17 protein-coding genes are annotated in these 15,773 nt (G+C 64.0%); 8 read left to right on the top strand and 9 right to left on the bottom strand.

The window, feature by feature from the left end; all coding sequences use genetic code 11:
- Positions 1 to 30 precede the first annotated feature (30 nt).
- Genes fabZ through lpxB form a run of 4 tightly spaced genes read left to right on the top strand, consistent with a single transcriptional unit; the run spans position 31 to position 3,354 of the window.
- A complete protein-coding gene (fabZ, locus tag ACMDCR_RS18855; RefSeq protein ID WP_413988083.1) occupies positions 31 to 495 on the top strand; it encodes a 3-hydroxyacyl-ACP dehydratase FabZ in 465 nt (154 codons plus the stop codon).
- Positions 492 to 1,313 carry an acyl-ACP--UDP-N-acetylglucosamine O-acyltransferase gene (lpxA, locus tag ACMDCR_RS18850; RefSeq protein ID WP_413988082.1) on the top strand — a complete coding sequence of 274 codons (822 nt, stop codon included), beginning with the start codon at positions 492 to 494 and terminating at the stop codon, positions 1,311 to 1,313. Before fabZ ends, lpxA begins: the two co-directional genes overlap by 4 nt.
- Entirely contained in the window at positions 1,310 to 2,194 is an 885-nt protein-coding gene (locus tag ACMDCR_RS18845) for an LpxI family protein (RefSeq protein WP_413988081.1), read from the top strand. The genes lpxA and ACMDCR_RS18845 overlap by 4 nt, the downstream gene beginning before the upstream one ends.
- Complete coding sequence (gene lpxB, locus ACMDCR_RS18840; protein WP_413988080.1) at positions 2,191 to 3,354, top strand: lipid-A-disaccharide synthase; 1,164 nt, start codon at positions 2,191 to 2,193, stop codon at positions 3,352 to 3,354. Before ACMDCR_RS18845 ends, lpxB begins: the two co-directional genes overlap by 4 nt.
- A gap of 54 nt (positions 3,355 to 3,408) precedes the next feature.
- Here lpxB and gltA read toward each other — a convergent pair whose 3' ends face one another.
- Positions 3,409 to 4,704, bottom strand: a complete 1,296-nt coding sequence (gene gltA / locus ACMDCR_RS18835) for a citrate synthase (RefSeq protein WP_413988079.1) — start codon at positions 4,702 to 4,704, stop codon at positions 3,409 to 3,411.
- A 297-nt stretch (positions 4,705 to 5,001) separates the two neighbouring features.
- Positions 5,002 to 6,432 carry a glutamate--tRNA ligase gene (gene gltX, locus ACMDCR_RS18830; protein ID WP_413988078.1) on the bottom strand — a complete coding sequence of 477 codons (1,431 nt, stop codon included), beginning with the start codon at positions 6,430 to 6,432 and terminating at the stop codon, positions 5,002 to 5,004.
- Positions 6,433 to 6,561: 129 nt separating this feature from the next.
- On the opposite strand from gltX, the gene ACMDCR_RS18825 reads away from it, so the two are divergent.
- Entirely contained in the window at positions 6,562 to 8,862 is a 2,301-nt protein-coding gene (locus ACMDCR_RS18825; RefSeq protein WP_413988077.1) for a ComEC/Rec2 family competence protein, read from the top strand.
- 27 nt (positions 8,863 to 8,889) lie between these two features.
- Positions 8,890 to 9,096: a TOBE domain-containing protein gene (locus ACMDCR_RS18820; protein ID WP_413988076.1), complete on the top strand. Its 207-nt coding sequence runs from the start codon at positions 8,890 to 8,892 to the stop codon at positions 9,094 to 9,096.
- Between the two features lie 35 nt (positions 9,097 to 9,131).
- Here the strand turns inward: ACMDCR_RS18820 and lexA are convergent, their stop codons facing one another.
- From lexA to ACMDCR_RS18785, 7 genes are all read right to left on the bottom strand, one after another.
- Complete coding sequence (gene lexA, locus ACMDCR_RS18815) at positions 9,132 to 9,845, bottom strand: transcriptional repressor LexA (RefSeq protein ID WP_413988075.1); 714 nt, start codon at positions 9,843 to 9,845, stop codon at positions 9,132 to 9,134.
- A gap of 113 nt (positions 9,846 to 9,958) precedes the next feature.
- Positions 9,959 to 11,179: a gephyrin-like molybdotransferase Glp gene (glp, locus tag ACMDCR_RS18810; protein ID WP_413988074.1), complete on the bottom strand. Its 1,221-nt coding sequence runs from the start codon at positions 11,177 to 11,179 to the stop codon at positions 9,959 to 9,961.
- Positions 11,176 to 11,664 (bottom strand): cyclic pyranopterin monophosphate synthase MoaC, encoded by a 489-nt coding sequence (gene moaC, locus ACMDCR_RS18805; RefSeq protein WP_413988073.1) that lies wholly within the window; start codon positions 11,662 to 11,664, stop codon positions 11,176 to 11,178. Before moaC ends, glp begins: the two co-directional genes overlap by 4 nt.
- A complete protein-coding gene (gene trpC / locus ACMDCR_RS18800) occupies positions 11,661 to 12,464 on the bottom strand; it encodes an indole-3-glycerol phosphate synthase TrpC (protein WP_413988072.1) in 804 nt (267 codons plus the stop codon). Before trpC ends, moaC begins: the two co-directional genes overlap by 4 nt.
- A gap of 5 nt (positions 12,465 to 12,469) precedes the next feature.
- Positions 12,470 to 13,480: an anthranilate phosphoribosyltransferase gene (gene trpD / locus ACMDCR_RS18795; protein ID WP_413988071.1), complete on the bottom strand. Its 1,011-nt coding sequence runs from the start codon at positions 13,478 to 13,480 to the stop codon at positions 12,470 to 12,472.
- Positions 13,480 to 14,094, bottom strand: coding sequence for an anthranilate synthase component II (locus ACMDCR_RS18790; protein ID WP_413993664.1), 615 nt, complete (start codon positions 14,092 to 14,094; stop codon positions 13,480 to 13,482). The genes trpD and ACMDCR_RS18790 overlap by 1 nt, the downstream gene beginning before the upstream one ends.
- Before the next feature lie 79 nt (positions 14,095 to 14,173).
- Positions 14,174 to 14,701 carry a hypothetical protein gene (locus ACMDCR_RS18785; RefSeq protein ID WP_413988070.1) on the bottom strand — a complete coding sequence of 176 codons (528 nt, stop codon included), beginning with the start codon at positions 14,699 to 14,701 and terminating at the stop codon, positions 14,174 to 14,176.
- A 149-nt stretch (positions 14,702 to 14,850) separates the two neighbouring features.
- On the opposite strand from ACMDCR_RS18785, the gene ACMDCR_RS18780 reads away from it, so the two are divergent.
- Positions 14,851 to 15,096, top strand: coding sequence for a type II toxin-antitoxin system Phd/YefM family antitoxin (locus ACMDCR_RS18780; RefSeq protein ID WP_413988069.1), 246 nt, complete (start codon positions 14,851 to 14,853; stop codon positions 15,094 to 15,096).
- Positions 15,093 to 15,479 (top strand): type II toxin-antitoxin system VapC family toxin, encoded by a 387-nt coding sequence (locus tag ACMDCR_RS18775; protein ID WP_413988068.1) that lies wholly within the window; start codon positions 15,093 to 15,095, stop codon positions 15,477 to 15,479. The genes ACMDCR_RS18780 and ACMDCR_RS18775 overlap by 4 nt, the downstream gene beginning before the upstream one ends.
- Positions 15,480 to 15,773 lie beyond the last annotated feature (294 nt).

Below are 15,773 nucleotides of genomic sequence, written 5' to 3'. Positions count from 1 at the left end.
GGACGGGGCCGGCCCAGAAACGAGACTGTTATGACTGAAACAACGCCTACGACACTGGAGTCCGTGGATATCGGTAAGCTGCTCACCCTGCTGCCGCATCGCTATCCGTTTCTGCTGGTCGATCGCATCATCGAAATCGACCACGACAATTCCGCGATCGGCATCAAGAACGTCACCGTCAACGAGCCCCATTTCACCGGCCATTTCCCCGGGCAGCCGGTGATGCCGGGCGTCTTGGTCATCGAGGCGATGGCGCAGACCGCGGGAGCGATCTGCGTGCTCAATACCATGGGCAATTCCCGCCCGAAGGTCGTTTACTTCATGACGATCGACGAATGCCGGTTCCGCAAGCCCGTTACCCCCGGCGATCAGGTGCGTCTGCACATGACCAAGATCAAGAATCGCCGAAACATGTGGTGGTACAAGGGCGAGGCGAAGGTTGACGGCGTCATCGTCGCCGAAGCGACGGTTTCGGCCATGGTGGTGATGGAATGACGCCGACGTCAGTTCCCGTTATCCACCCGACGGCGCTCGTTGCGGCCGGCGCCAGCCTTGGCGCAGGCGTATCGGTCGGGCCTTTCTGCCTCGTAGGTGAAAACGTCGTCCTCGGCGAAGGCGTGATCCTGCACTCGCATGTGGTCGTCACAGGTCACACCACGGTGGGCGCCCGTACGCAGATCTATTCCTTTGCCGCCCTGGGCCATCCGCCGCAGGACATGAAGTATCGCGGTGAGGTGTCCAAGCTCGTCGTTGGTGAAGATTGCGTCATCCGCGAAGGCGTGACTATGCATCCCGGCACCGCCGGCGGGGGCCTGCTGACCCAGACCGGGAGCCGCTGCTGGTTCCTCGCCCAGAGCCACGTCGCGCATGACTGCAAGATCGGCAACAATGTCATCTTCTCCAACAATGTCATGCTGGCCGGTCACGTCCAGGTGGGCGATCATGTGATCGTCGGTGGCGGCGCGGCCGTGCATCAGTTCTCACGCATCGGAGCTCACGCCTTCATTGGAGGACTGGCCGGTGTCGAGAACGATGTGATCCCGTTCGGCATGGCGCTTGGCAACCGCGCCAGCCTTGCCGGCCTCAACATCGTGGGCCTCAAGCGCCGCGGCTTCGAACGCGAGCAGATCCACGCTCTGCGCCGTGCCTATCGTGCGCTGTTCACGTCGGAGGGCTCACTCAAGGAGCGCGTCGAGAAAGTGGCGGAGGAGTTCGCCGATCAGCCGGCGGTGATGCAGATCGTGGACTTCGTGCGCACCGGCGGTGAGCGCGCCCTCGTGACGCCGCGCGATCTGGCGGACGCCGAGGCGTGAGCGCAGGCGCCCGCACCGGCGAAGGCCCTTTGGCGATCATCGCCGGGGCCGGTCAATTGCCGGCGGAGATCGCTGCGGAAGTGGCAGGACGCCAGGAGGAAGTGGCGATCCTGCCGATCAAAGGCGTCGCCAATGCCGATTTCTCGGCCTTCAGGCAACAGCCGGTCGGCATGCTCGATCCCAATGGCGTGCTGGCCGCTCTCGGCGGCCTGAAGGCGCGGGCGGTGATCATGGCCGGCACCGTGCACCGACCCGGAATCGGGCTGGTCATGGCAGGTTACGAAGCGGTGCGCAACCGCGACGAGATCCGCAAGGTGGTGCAGGGTGGGGACGACAACCTCCTGCGCGGCATCATTGCTTTTCTTGAGGATAATGGCTTTCCCGTGCTCGGCGTGCGCGATGTGGCCCCCGGGTTGATGGCACAGGCTGGCTTGCTCGGCCGGCATGGGCCTGACGAGGCGGACTGGCAGGACATTACCTCCGGGCAGAAGGCCTTGGCTGCCATGGGGGCGAGCGATATCGGCCAGGGTGTCGTGGTGGTCCAGCGACGGGTGCTCGCAGTGGAGGCAGCCGAAGGCACCGATAACATGATCCGTCGCGTGACCGGATTGCGGCGCAAGGGCCTGATCGGCCGCCTCTTGCGTCATGGCCGCCCGGCTGTGGCCGAGCAGTCGGGGGGCGTGCTGGTGAAGGCCGCCAAGCCGGGGCAGGACTTCCGTGTCGACCTGCCGGCCATCGGCCCGCGCACGGTGCGCCTGGCCCGCGAGGCCGGGCTTGGTGGTATCGCCATCGAGGCGGGCAGTGTGCTTGTCGTGGAGCGAGCGACGACCATCAAGGCCGCCGACGCCGCCGGCCTCTATATCATCGGCGTGGCGCCATGACCGAACGCGCCCTCCATGTCGCCCTGGTCATAGGCGAGCATTCCGGTGACCAGCTTGGCTTCAAGCTGATCCAGGCCTTGAGAGCCGCAGTGCAGGGCCCCATCCGTTTCACGGGGGTGGCAGGCCCGGCCATGATCCGTGAGGGCATGGAGAGCCTGTTTCCGCTCGACGATATCGCCGTCATGGGCCTTGGCGATGTCATCAAGCGCTATCCGGCGATCCGCGCCCGCGCGTGGACGGCGATAGACCATGTCGTGGCCGAGCCACCTGACGTGCTTGTGATCATCGACAGTCCGGATTTCACGCACGCCGTCGCCAAGCGCGTACGCAAGCGCCTGCCGAACCTGCCGATCGTCAACTATGTCTCGCCCAGCGTCTGGGCCTGGCGGCCAGGGCGGGCGAAGAAGATGAAGGCCTATGTCGACCATGTCCTCGCATTGCTCCCCTTCGAGCCGGCGGCCTACCAGCGCCTGGATGGCCCGCCGTGCAGCTATGTCGGCCATCCCCTGATAGAGCGCCTTGCGGAGTTGCGCCCGAATGCCGCCGAGCAGGCTGTGCGCGATGGCGAGAAGCCGCTGGTTCTCGTGTTGCCTGGCAGCCGCTCGGGCGAGGTGGCGCGGCTGACCGACATCTTCGGGGCGACGCTCCAGCGCCTGGAGGCTGCGATCGGCGCATTCGACACGATCCTGCCGACCGTAGCGCGCCATGCCGCCCGTCTGAAGGAGGCGACGGCCTCCTGGCCACAGAAGCCGCAGGTGGTTTCGGACGAAGCGGAGAAATTTGCCGCCTTCCGGCGTGCCCGCGGCGCACTCGCTGCCTCCGGCACGGTGACGCTCGAGCTCGCTCTGTCGCAGATTCCGATGATCGGCGCCTATCGCTTCCCGGCGTGGGAAGCCTTTATCGCCCGTCGTCTGGTCAAGGCGCCGTTCTTCTTGTTGCCGAACCTGATCGTCGACCGCCGGGCGGTGCCCGAGTTGTTCCAGGAAGAAGTCACTCCCGACAATCTGACAGCCATCTTTACGCCGCTTCTGGGCAAGACACCGGAGCGTGCTGGACAGATGCAGGCTTTCGACGAGATTGACCGGCGCATGCAGGTCGTGGGTGAGACGCCTTCCCAGCGTGCGGCGCGCATCGTTCTGGAGACGATGCGGCAGCGGTAACGGTGGCCGGTCTGCGAAAAGAAACGGGCCGGTCGTTGGACCGGCCCTCTTGGCTTATCCGCGACGCTGGGCCGGGGAGATGTAATCGCGGCGGGTAGCGCCGGTGTAGAGCTGGCGCGGCCGACCGATCTTCTGGGACGGATCCTCGATCATTTCCTTCCACTGTGCGATCCAGCCGACAGTACGGGCGAGAGCGAACAGCACGGTGAACATCGACGTCGGGAAGCCCATCGCCTTGAGCGTAATGCCCGAATAGAAATCGATATTGGGATAGAGCTTCTTCTCGATGAAATAGTCGTCGTGCAGGGCGATGCGCTCGAGCTCGAGCGCCACTTCCAGGAGCGGGTCGTCCTTGTGGCCGAGTTCGTTAAGCACCTCATGCGTGGTGCGCTGCATGATCTTGGCACGCGGATCGTAGTTTTTGTAGACCCGATGGCCGAAGCCCATCAGGCGGAAAGGATCGTTCTTGTCCTTGGCCTTGGCGATATATTGCGGGATGCGATCGACCGAGCCGATCTCGCTGAGCATCTTGAGAGCCGCTTCGTTCGCACCGCCATGGGCAGGGCCCCACAGGCACGCGATGCCCGCGGCGATGCAGGCGAAGGGGTTGGCGCCCGAGGAGCCAGCGAGGCGCACCGTCGAAGTCGAAGCGTTCTGCTCGTGGTCGGCGTGCAGGATGAAGATGCGGTCGAGCGCGCGGGCCAGGATGGGGTTGGGCTTGTATTCCTCGCAAGGCACGGAGAAGCACATGCGCAGGAAGTTGGAGGGGTAGTCGAGATTGTTCTGCGGATATACGAAGGGTTGGCCAATCGTATATTTGTAGGCCATCGCCGCTAGCGTCGGCATCTTGGCGATCAGGCGCATCGAGGAGATCATGCGCTGGTGCGGGTCGGCGATATCGGTCGAGTCGTGATAGAAGGCCGAGAGAGCGCCGACGGAGGCGACCATGACGGCCATCGGATGGGCGTCGCGGCGGAAGCCCTGGAAGAAGCGGGCCATCTGCTCGTGCACCATGGTGTGGCGCGTGACGCGATAGTCGAAATCGGCCTTCTGGGCCATGGTCGGCAATTCGCCGTAGAGCAAGAGATAGCAGGTCTCGAGGAAGTCGCCATGTTCGGCTAGCTGTTCGATCGGATAGCCGCGGTAGAGCAGAACGCCCTCGTCGCCATCAATATAGGTGATCTGGGACTCGCAGCTCGCCGTCGAGGTGAAGCCCGGATCGTAAGTAAACATACCCGTGTGTTTATAAAGTGATGCAATGTCGACGACCGTCGGACCGACGGAGCCGCCCTTGGTCGGCAACTCGATCGTCTTGTCGTCAATAGTCAGAGTCGCCGTATTACCGGTCATGAAATCCTCCTTGCACGGAAAATCTGAGCGTCACGCCCGGGGCCCGTTTCCGGGTCCGGCCCTGCAAGGGCAAGCGTATCCGTGGATCCGTTCACGTTGGGTAGACCATTTGCTGCAATGCCGCAAGAATGACAGGAGACCAAACCGACGGTTCGCTTTGCCGAGCATGCGGGGCGTGACGATTACACGATTGCACCGAAAGACGGTTTCGCATGCGACGTGAAAATGGCGCCGAAATGGCGCCATTCTTGTAGCACGAGCTCACATGATGGGTGAGTGCCAAAGCTTGGGCGGAGTTCAGGCCGCCTGGTCCTTAAGCCGCACCAGGCTTTCCTCGCGGCCGAGCACGGCCAGCACGTCGAAAACCGGTGGGGAGGTCGTACGGCCGGTGAGCGCTGCGCGCAGCGGCTGGGCGAGGGTGCCGAGCTTGGCGCCCGTCTCTTCGGCCATTGCACGCACCACGGCTTCCGTCGCCACGGCGCCCCACGCAGTTACCGTCTCGAGGCGCGGCACGAGTGCGGCGATCGTGGCGCGAGCCTCGTCGCTGAGCACCGCCTTCGCCTTGTCGTCCAGCGGCAGCGGCCGGGAGACGAACAGGAAGTTCGCCCCATCCAGCAGCTCGATCAGCGTTTTGGCGCGCTCCTTGAGGCCGGACATGGCCGCCAGTAGCTGTATGCGCTTGGAGCCATTGCCGGCCGCCAGCGCCGCGGCCAGAGCCGGTCCTTCCGGAATATGCGGCAGCAGCTGGTCGATGGCCGCCATCAGCTCTTCGTCGCTGGAACTGCGCATATAGAGGCCGTTGAGGTTCTCTAGTTTCTTGAAGTCGAAGCGCGCTGCCGATTTGCCGATGGCGTTGGTATCAAAATATTTGATCATCTCTTCGGTCGAAAAGACTTCCTGGTCGCCATGGCTCCAGGACAGGCGCACGAGATAGTTGCGCATGGCCGCCGGCAGGTAACCCATGGCCCGATAGGCGTCGACGCCCAAGGCGCCGTGGCGCTTGGAAAGCTTGGCGCCATCCGGACCGTGGATCAGCGGGATATGGGCCATGCGCGGTACTTCCCAGCCCATGGCCTCGTAGATCTGTTTCTGACGCGCCGCATTGGTGAGGTGGTCGTCGCCACGGATGATGTGGGTGACACCCATGTCGTGATCGTCGACCACCACTGCGAGCATATAGGTCGGCGTACCGTCCGAGCGGAGCAGAACGAGGTCGTCGAGGTCCGTGTTGGACCACGTGACCGTGCCCTGCACGTCGTCGTCGATGACGGTCGTGCCCTCGGTGGGTGCGCGCAGGCGGATGACTGGCTTGACGTCCTTGGGCGCGGTCGCCGGATCGCGGTCGCGCCAATAGCCATTATAGCGTGGCGCGCGACCCTCTTTGCGGGCCTTCTCGCGCATGTCGTCCAGTTCCTGCGGCGTGCAGTAGCAATAATAGGCCTTGCCCTTGGCGAGCATGGCCTCGGCCACCTCGCGATGGCGGGAGGCCCGCGCGAACTGGAAAATCGGCTCGCCGTCCCAATCGAGGCCGAGCCAGGACAGGCCGTCGAGGATGGCTGCGATGGCCGCATCGGTCGAGCGTTCGCGGTCGGTGTCCTCGATGCGCAGCAACATCTTGCCGCCCTTGGCCCTGGCATAGAGCCAGTTGAACAGGGCCGTACGGCCGCCGCCGATATGGAGGAAACCGGTGGGCGAGGGGGCGAAGCGAGTGACGACGGGCGAAGACATTGAAAATTCCAAAGACGACGGACGGGCAAGGCGCTCACTTTAGGGTAACCCCCTTGGCGAGCGACGTTGATATAAATAGGCTAGGGCGTTTAGCACAGGGTTTCATCGGGCGGTAGCGGCGGGGCGCCTTTGTCTGGGAATGATCGGGCACGTGTACGAGTTGGTGTCCTCGGTGGCAGGGGAGGCGAGGGAAGTCTCGTCCTCCCGGGCGCCGAAGGGGTCGGACAGGTCTTCGGCAACGTGCTGGCCTGGCTTGCCAAGGGGGTAGCCGCGGAAGTGGCGGCCTTCGAGCTGGCCCTGGTTGTTCCCATATTCCTCGGTCTCGGCGTGATCGCCTATTTCGCGGCGCCGGATGAGCCGAGTCTGACAGCGCCCCTGATCGCCACCTGTGTCGTCACCGCCGCCGCCTATTCGCTACGCGGACGCTGGTGGCCGCATGTCGCGCTTGTCTGCCTTGCCGCGATCGGTGTCGGCTTCTGCTCCGCCAAACTGCGCACCATGAGTGTGGCCACGCCGCAACTCGCCCGGTCGCTTTCCGGCAATGTCACGGGGCTGGTGCTCTCGGTGGAATCCCGGCTTGGCGACAGTGCCCGTGTCGTCATGCGGCCCGTTGCCATCGAAGGGCTTTCCGCCGAGGCCACGCCGGGCCAGATCCGTCTCACGCTGCGCCGGGCGGGAGATCTCAAGGCCGGCGATAGCATCACCGTCAAGGCCGTGATGCGTCCTCCTCCGCCGCCGGCCCTGCCGGGGGGTTACGATTTCGCCCGAGATGCCTTCTTCGACGGGATTGGCGCTGTGGGCTTCGTCGCCGGCAAGATCGCGCCGGCGGCAGCACCTATCGAGCCGGGCTATGCGGAAGCCTTCAATATCTGGATCGACACCCAGCGCAACCGGCTGACGGCGCGTATCGTCGAGGCGGTTCCTGGCGAGAACGGAGCGATCGCGGCCTCGCAGGTCACGGGAAAGCGCGGCGAAATCCCGAACGAGGCCAACGACGCCTTGCGCGCCTCCGGCCTCTATCATGTCGTCTCGATTTCCGGCCTCCACATGGCGCTGTTCGCCGGTGGTCTCTTCGCCCTGATCCGCGCCCTGCTGGCGCTCTCCCGGCGCGTCGTGCTCTATCGTGGCGCCAAGGAAATCGCCGCGATGCTCTCCCTGGCGCCTGCCGCGGCCTATACACTGTTCTCGGGGGCAGAGGTTGCGACTGTGCGCTCCTTCGTGATGACCGCCATCGTGCTGCTGGCAGTGGCGCTCGGGCGCAGCGCCATCACGCGGCGCAATGTGGCCCTCGCCGCCAGCTTCGTGCTGCTCACCACGCCGGAGCAGTTGCTCGGCCCGAGCTTCCAGATGTCCTTCGCGGCCGTCGCCATGCTGGTGGCGGCGCATGACGCCTGGGGCAAGCGCAAGCGGACCAAATACGCGACCTTCTGGGAACGCGGCATCGCTTCGGGCTTGGGCATCCTGCTGGCGATGATGCTGACGACGCTCGTGGCTTCGCTCGCGACCGCTCCCTTCTCCGCCTATCACTTTCACCGCCTGACCATGCAGTCGCTCGCCTCCAACCTGGTTGCCACGCCGATCGTCTCCTTCCTGATGATGCCGCTGGCGTTGCTGGCCGTGCTGGCCGAGCCTTTCGGCTACGGGGCGTTCTTCTGGCATCTCATGGGCTGGTCGGTCGGGTTGTTCATGCAGGTGGCCCGCTATGTCGCGACATGGCCGGGCTCGGATCTCGTCCTGCCGCAATTCTCGTCCGTTGCGCTATGCCTGTTCTCACTCACTCTCGTGCTGCTCACCCTGATGCGCGGCCGGCTTGCGGTCTTTACGCTCGTTCCCCTGTTCGGCGGCATCGCCGCGGCCGCGACTACGCCGACTCCGGTCGCGATCTTCGGCGCCAACGGCCATGCCGCCCTGGTCCGCAAGGGCGATTCCCTCACCTCGCTCGCCAACCGCTCAGACAATTTCGCCGTGCAGCAATGGCTGCTGGCGATGGGCGACCGACGCAAACCCGACGATCCCAGCCTCGCCGAGCAACGCCTGTGTGACAAGGAAGGCTGCTCCGCGCCGATCGAGGGTGGCGATATCTTCATGCTCGACCACACTCTCAACGCGGCGCAGGAAGATTGCGGGCATGTCAGCGTGCTGGCCGGCCCTGTCGCTCTCGGCACGAGCTGCGCGGGCAGGGGGATCGTGCTCAACCGCGACCTTATCTTCGCCGCCGGCTCCGTCGCACTCTACGCTGACCGTCCCACCGAGAGGGGCGGCGAAACACGTTGGCGAGTGGTTACGGCCCGTGATCTGGGGTCTTCGCGGCCCTGGGCACCGATGCCGGCCTGGGCGGCGAAGGTCTCCGTGCCTGCGCCGGCGGCATCGACGCAGACGCCCGATGCTGATTCGGCTGTGGACACCGCTGCACCGGATGGGGATGATTGAACATCACTCAAATCGGGAGGACATCTCATGAAGCTCAGCGCGCGCAACCAGATCAAGGGCATCATCAAGAGCGTCACGAAAGGCCAGACAACCTCGCATGTCCAGCTCGATGTCAACGGCACCATCGTCACCGCCTCGATCACCAACGAGGCGGTCGACGACCTTAAGCTTAAGCCCGGTCAGGCCGCCTATGCGGTGATCAAGGCCTCGGATGTGATGATCGCCGTGGATTGATTGCCAGGAGAACGGACCGGAGGTTCGTGCTCCCGTCAATAGCGGCGGAACAGGCCGACCAGCTTGCCCTGAATGCGCACCCGGTCCGGGCCGAAGATGCGGGTTTCATAGGCCGGGTTGGCGGCCTCCAGTGCGATGGAGGCACCGCGCTTGCGCAGGCGTTTGAGCGTAGCTTCCTCGTCGTCGATCAGGGCCACCACGATGTCGCCGGTGTCGGCATAGTCCTGGCGGCGGATCAGCACCGTGTCATTGTCGAAGATGCCGGCCTCGATCATCGAGTCGCCGCGCACTTCCAAGGCGAAATGTTCGCCCGAGGACAGCATTTCCGGCGTCACGCTGATGGTGTGGCTCTTGGTCTGGATGGCCGAGACCGGTGTACCCGCCGCGATGCGGCCCATCACCGGGATGAGGACCGGGCGGGCGGCATCGTCATCCGCCTCCGGGCGGACGGTGCGTACCTTGCCGAGGTTGCCCTCGATGACATTGGGTCGGAAGCCGCGCTGCGAGCTCGCGAGCGAGAGGCCCGGCACAGCCGATTCCGGCAGACGGACTACTTCCAGCGCCCGCGCCCGGTTGGGCAGGCGGCGGATGAAGCCGCGCTCTTCCAGCGCCATGATCAGCCGGTGAATGCCAGACTTGGAGCGCAAATCCAGCGCCTCCTTCATCTCGTCGAAGGAGGGCGGCACGCCCTGTTCCTTCAACCGCTCATGAATGAACCGAAGCAATTCGTGTTGTTTCTTGGTCAGCATGGGCGATCCCGTTATGGCAGCCTGCGAATCACGATGATTTGGCAAACAAAGCAAGAACATTGCTACATGTTCACACTGTGTTCTGCAAGAATGAAGTTCCCGTTAAAGCACGATCAATAACCGGCAGCGCGCAAGTCAATTATCTCGCACACATCGCCTGGCTTTGCTTCCGGAGCGAAGGGCGGGCGGATGACGAGGCAGTCCGCATGCTGCAGCACGCTGACCAGCGACGAATCCTGTGGCGCCAGTGGTGCTACCTTGATGATGCCGGAAGCATCGTCAAGTACGAAGCGGGCGCGGATATAATCCTCGCGCAGGTCGTTGGCCGGCCAAGAGGCGGCGAACACGGCTTTCCTGCGGGCAAGATTGGTCTCGGCGCGGCCGAGCAGGGTGCGCAGGAGGGGCACCAGGAAGAGCACGCTGCACACCACCGAGGAGACCGGATTGCCCGGCAGGCCGAGAATATGCATTCCGCCGAGCCGTCCGTGCAGCAATGGTTTGCCGGGGCGCATGGCGATCTTCCAGAAACCCAACGTCATGCCTTCGCGGGTGAGAGCCGTCTGGATGAGGTCGTGATCACCTACGGAAGCGCCACCGATGGTGACGAGGATGTCGGCCTTTTCATTGCGGGCGCGCTTGATCGCCGCTTCCAGGGCCGGAAAGTCGTCGCTGGCGATGCCGAGGTCGAGCACATCGCCGCCCTCGGCCTCCACCAGGGCAGCGATGGCGAAGGTGTTGGAGGCAACGATCTGGTCCTGGCCGACTGCTTCGCCCGGCAGCACCAGCTCATCGCCGGTGGCGAGGATGGCGACTTTGGGCTTGCGCCGAACCGGCAGGCGCGGGTGGTTCATAGCGGCGGCAAGGGCGATATCGCGCGGGCCGATCACGCTGCCTGGGGTCAGGGCCTCAGTGCCCTCGGCGAAGTCGAGCCCGCGGCTGCGGATATTGGCGCCCGGCCGGACGCCGCTCGCGATGATGACGCGGCTGCCGTCCCGCCTGGTATTTTCCTGGATTACCACTGCGTCGGCACCATCAGGAACCGGCGCGCCCGTGAAGATACGTACCGCCTGCTTTTCGCCGACTCGGCCCGCATAGCCGTGGCCGGCCGCCGATTCGCCAATCAGGTCCAGCGTGGCGCCATCGGAGGCGTCCTCGGCTCGCACCGCATAGCCATCCATCGCCGAGGCATGGAAGCCGGGCTGGGTACGCAGCGCTGTGATGGTCGAGGCGAGGGTCCGGCCTCTTGCCACCTGAATAGGTACTTCAACGGTCGGCAGCGTCTTGACATTGGCGACGACCTTGACCAGGGCGTCGGCAACCGGTAGCAGGCTCATCGGGCGTCCTCCGCGTGCCAATCGCCGGATTTGCCTCCGGACTTCTCAATCAGGCGAATGGCCTCGATGCGCATGCCGCGGTCGACGGCCTTTACCATGTCGTAGACGGTGAGGCAGGCGACGGAGACCGCGGTGAGCGCCTCCATCTCCACCCCGGTCTGGCCGGAGACCTTGGCAGTGGCCCGCACCGTGAGGCCGGGCAGGTTCGCATCGGGCTCGATCTCGACGGCGATCTTGCTGAGCAGCAGGGGATGGCAAAGGGGGATCAGCTCATGCGTCCTCTTTGCCGCCATGATGCCGGCGATGCGGGCGGTGGCAAGTACGTCCCCCTTCCGGGCATCGCCAGAGAGCACGAGGCCAAGCGTGGAAGCTTGCATCACGACCCGGCCCTCGGCGACGGCGACCCGGCTCGTCACATCCTTCTGTGAGACGTCGACCATATTGGCCGCGCCCGACGCATCGAGGTGGGTGAGGCCTGAGCTCATGCCGCCGCGCCCAGCGCCAGCAAGGCGCGCGTGGCGGCGGTGACGTCGGCCTGGCGCATCAGGCTCTCGCCGACGAGGAAGGTGTTCACGCCCACTTCACGCAGCCGCGCCACGTCATCAGGCGTGAAGATGCCGCTCTCGCCCACCAGCAGGCGGTCGCTCGGCACCAGCGGCGCCAGGGTTTCCGTCGTCTCCAGCCGGGTGACGAAATCGTTGAGGTCGCGATTGTTGATGCCGATCATGCTGACATCGAGCGGCAGGGCGCGCTCCAGTTCTTCGAGATTGTGGATCTCGCAGAGCACATCGAGCGACCAGTCCTTTGCGGCAGCGATGAGGGCGCGTGCTTCCTCGTCGGTGACGCTCGCCATGATCACCAGGATGCAGTCGGCGCCCCAGGCGCGGGCTTCGACCACCTGATAGGGATCGTAGAGGAAGTCCTTGCGTAGCGCCGGCAACGAAACGGCAGCGCGCGCCGCGGTGAGGAATTCCGGCTTGCCCTGGAAGGAAGGCTCGTCCGTCAGCACCGAAAGGCAGGCAGCGCCTCCGGCCTCGTAGGCGCGGGCGAGGGCGGGCGGATCGAAATCAGCGCGGATCAGGCCCTTGGAGGGGCTCGCCTTCTTGATCTCGGCGATCAGGCTCGTCTCGCCGGCGGCAAGCTTGGCTTCGAGCGCGCGCTTGAAACCGCGAACCGGCGCGGCCTGTTCGGCGTGCCTGATCAAGGCGGGCAGTGGGACGGCGGCCTTCGCCGCCTCGATCTCGCGGCGCTTATAGGCTTCGATCTTTTGCAGGATGGTTGCCATGGCGCTCACATATTGGAAACCTCGACCAGGCGGCCGAGGGTTGCAAGAGCCTTGCTCTTGTCGATGGATTCACGTGCGAGTTCAGCGCCTTCGGCAAGGTTCCTCGCCTTGCCGGCGACGAGGAGAGCGGCTGCTGCGTTGAGAATGGCAATGTCGCGGTAGGGCGTCTTCTCGCCTTCCAGCACGGCACGCAGGGCGACGGCGTTGTGGGCGGCATCCCCGCCCTTGAGATCCTCGGGCTTCGCTACCCTCAGACCGATTTCGTCGGGCGTGATGCTGCCGTGCGTGATCTCGCCATTCTCCAGCGAAACGATCTCCGTAGGGCCCGTAGTGGTGATTTCGTCGAGCCCGTCGCTGCCATGCACGGCGATAATGCGGGTCGAGCCGAGCGTCTTCAGCACCTCCACCATCGGCTGAAGCCAGTTGCGGGCGTAGACGCCGAGCAATTGCCGCTTCACCCCGGCGGGATTGGAAAGCGGGCCGAGCAGGTTGAACACCGTGCGGGTGCCGAGCTCGACGCGCGTAGGCCCGACATGCCGCATGGCGCCGTGATGGGCGGGCGCGAACATGAAGCCGACACCGGCAAGATCGATGCAGCGGGCGATCGCCTCGGGTTTCAGCTCGATATTCACGCCGAGCGCCACCAGCACGTCCGCCGCACCGGATTTGGAGGAGAGGGCGCGATTGCCATGCTTGGCGACCTTCACCCCCGCCCCCGCGACGATGAGCGAGGCAGCCGTCGAGACATTGTAGGAGCCGGAGGCATCACCCCCCGTGCCGACGATGTCGATGGCATCATCAGGTGCCGTCACAGGCAGCATCTTGGAGCGCATGGCGGTGACCGCCCCGGTGATCTCGTCCGGCGTTTCCCCACGTACGCGCAAGGCCATGAGGAAGCCGCCGATCTGGGAGGGCGTCGCCTGGCCCGAAAGAAGCAGGTCGAAGGCTTCGGCCGCCTCCTGCCGCGACAAGGCGCCTGCAGCGGCCTTGCCGATATAGGGTTTGAAGCCGTCCATCAGGCGTGCTCGGGCTGCGTGACGCGATGTTGCACATTCCAGGCGGCCGCGATGTCCAGGAAATTCTGGAGAATGCGATGGCCATGGTCGGACATGATCGACTCGGGGTGGAACTGTACCCCGTGCAGGGGCGCGCTCTTGTGCTGCACACCCATGATCACGCCGCCATCCGTCTCGGCGGTGATCTCGAGATCGAGCGGCAGGCTCTCGCGCTTGACGATCAGCGAGTGATAACGCGTGCCCATGAAGGGCCCGTTGATGCCACGAAACACGCCGCGGCCTGTGTGTTCGATCGAGGAGATTTTGCCATGCATGGGCACCGCGAGGCGCACGACATCGCCACCGAACACCTGGCCGATGGCCTGGTGGCCGAGGCAGACGCCGAAGAGCGGAATCTTGTCCTGCGCCTTCTCGATCAGTTCGCAGCAGATGCCGGCTTCGGTGGGCGTGCAGGGGCCGGGCGAGAGCACGATGGCATCGGGATTGCCGGCGATGACCTCATCCGCGCTGATCTTGTCGTTGCGATAGACCGTGACCTTGCACCCCAGCTGGCCGAGATAATGCCAGAGGTTCCAGGTGAAGCTGTCATAATTGTCGATCAGCGTCACGGTCATGGAACGGTCTGTCGTCGTCACGGCACTGGCCTCCTTTGGAGCAAACACGACTATGCGCGTGGAGGCACGGGGTCAAGCGCTACGGCGAAGTGTCGGAAGGAGGAGGCATTCCAGGTCGTTCGGAACCTAGCCCTCGCATACCTTCCTGCTTGCCGTAGGCACAGGCGAAGATCTCCAGGATGATGAACATGCCGATGCTGCGCCACAGGAAGGGCTCGAAATAGGCGGTGGCGCCGATCATGCGCGCCGCAAAGGCCCTGGCAGCAGTGGGAAAGAGGTCGGGCAACAGCGTGATCGTATAGGGGACCAGCACGGCAAAGCCTGCGAAGACACCCATATAGACGATCGAGACGAGCGACGAAATCAGCCAGATGCCGAAACTGTAGTCGGCTCCATAGTTGGTGCCTGCCCGCCCGCTCTCGAACAGCCAGTGGAAGAAGAAGATGCCATAGGCGGCGCCAATCGCCGGAATGAAGATGCTGAGGAGCAGGACGGCGATCTGCTCTCCATCCGGCAGGCCCCAGAAATAGAAATCGGCGAGCAGCACAACGTAGGCGGCGGCGATGGTGAGTAGCGCCGAGCGCGTGGAACCGGGCCATCTATGCATGGCGCGCGATCTTCGAATGGGGTGAATTGCGGAGAGATATCGGCGCTGGCATCGTGGCTGCGGCAATATGGGGGAACCGGCTCCGGGTCAAGCTTGTCCCATCATTGAATACAGACTAAGCTAACTAGACTTAGTCTAGGAGCGGCAACATGCGGACGGTTAATATCCACGAGGCGAAAACGCATCTGTCGCGACTCGTCGAACAGGCTGCCGCGGGTGAGCCTTTCGTGATCGCCAAGGCCGGAAAGCCCATGGTCAAGGTCATGGCGTTGGAGGGGCCGCAGGCAGGGCAGAAGCGGCGCCTCGGCTTCCTCCGCGATCAGTTTGCAGTGCCTGACGATTTCGACCGGATTGGGCAAGCCGATATCGAGGTGCTCTTTGGCGGGGAAGCATGAAATATCTTGTCGACACCCATTTGTTGCTATGGGCTGCCAGCTCCCCGGGGCGTCTCTCTCCTGGGGCCGCCGAACTGCTGGAGGACCCCGAAAACGAACTGATATTCAGCGCCGCCAGCATCTGGGAAGTCGCCATCAAGAGCGGATTGGGCCGCCCCGATTTTCGGGTCGATGTTCGGCTGCTTCGCCGCGGCCTGCTGGACAACGGCTATGCCGAGCTCGCCGTCACGAGCGAACATGCGGTAACGATCGATGCTTTGCCAGCAATCCACAAGGATCCTTTCGATCGCATCCTGATCGCGCAGGCTATGGCCGAAGGAATTCAGCTGCTCACTAGCGACGAAGTTGTCGCCCGATATCCGGGGCCGATACAACAAGTGTGAGACTGCAGGGACGCCCATAGGCACTAGAGCAAAATGCGTTCGGATAGAAACGGATTTCGAAATTAACTCACTGGTATCAAAAGCGTTTTGCGATTCTTGGTGATTCTATCTGAAAGTAAGACGCGCTGACTAACTTTGCGTTGCGAGGCGGTAGAAACGCGGAGTGGCGATCACCGATCGCCATCTTCATTTCCGGACAAAGCGCACCGTTTCCAAGATTGTCGATCAGTGATCGACACTCCGATCCTGCTCCTTAGTCAGCAAAGTTAGCGCCTGTGGCAGGGACGCCCGCAC

The organism is Labrys okinawensis, from assembly GCF_047345005.1.
Lineage (GTDB): Bacteria > Pseudomonadota > Alphaproteobacteria > Rhizobiales > Labraceae > Labrys > Labrys okinawensis.
This window is presented reverse-complemented; position numbering and strand designations above follow the sequence as displayed.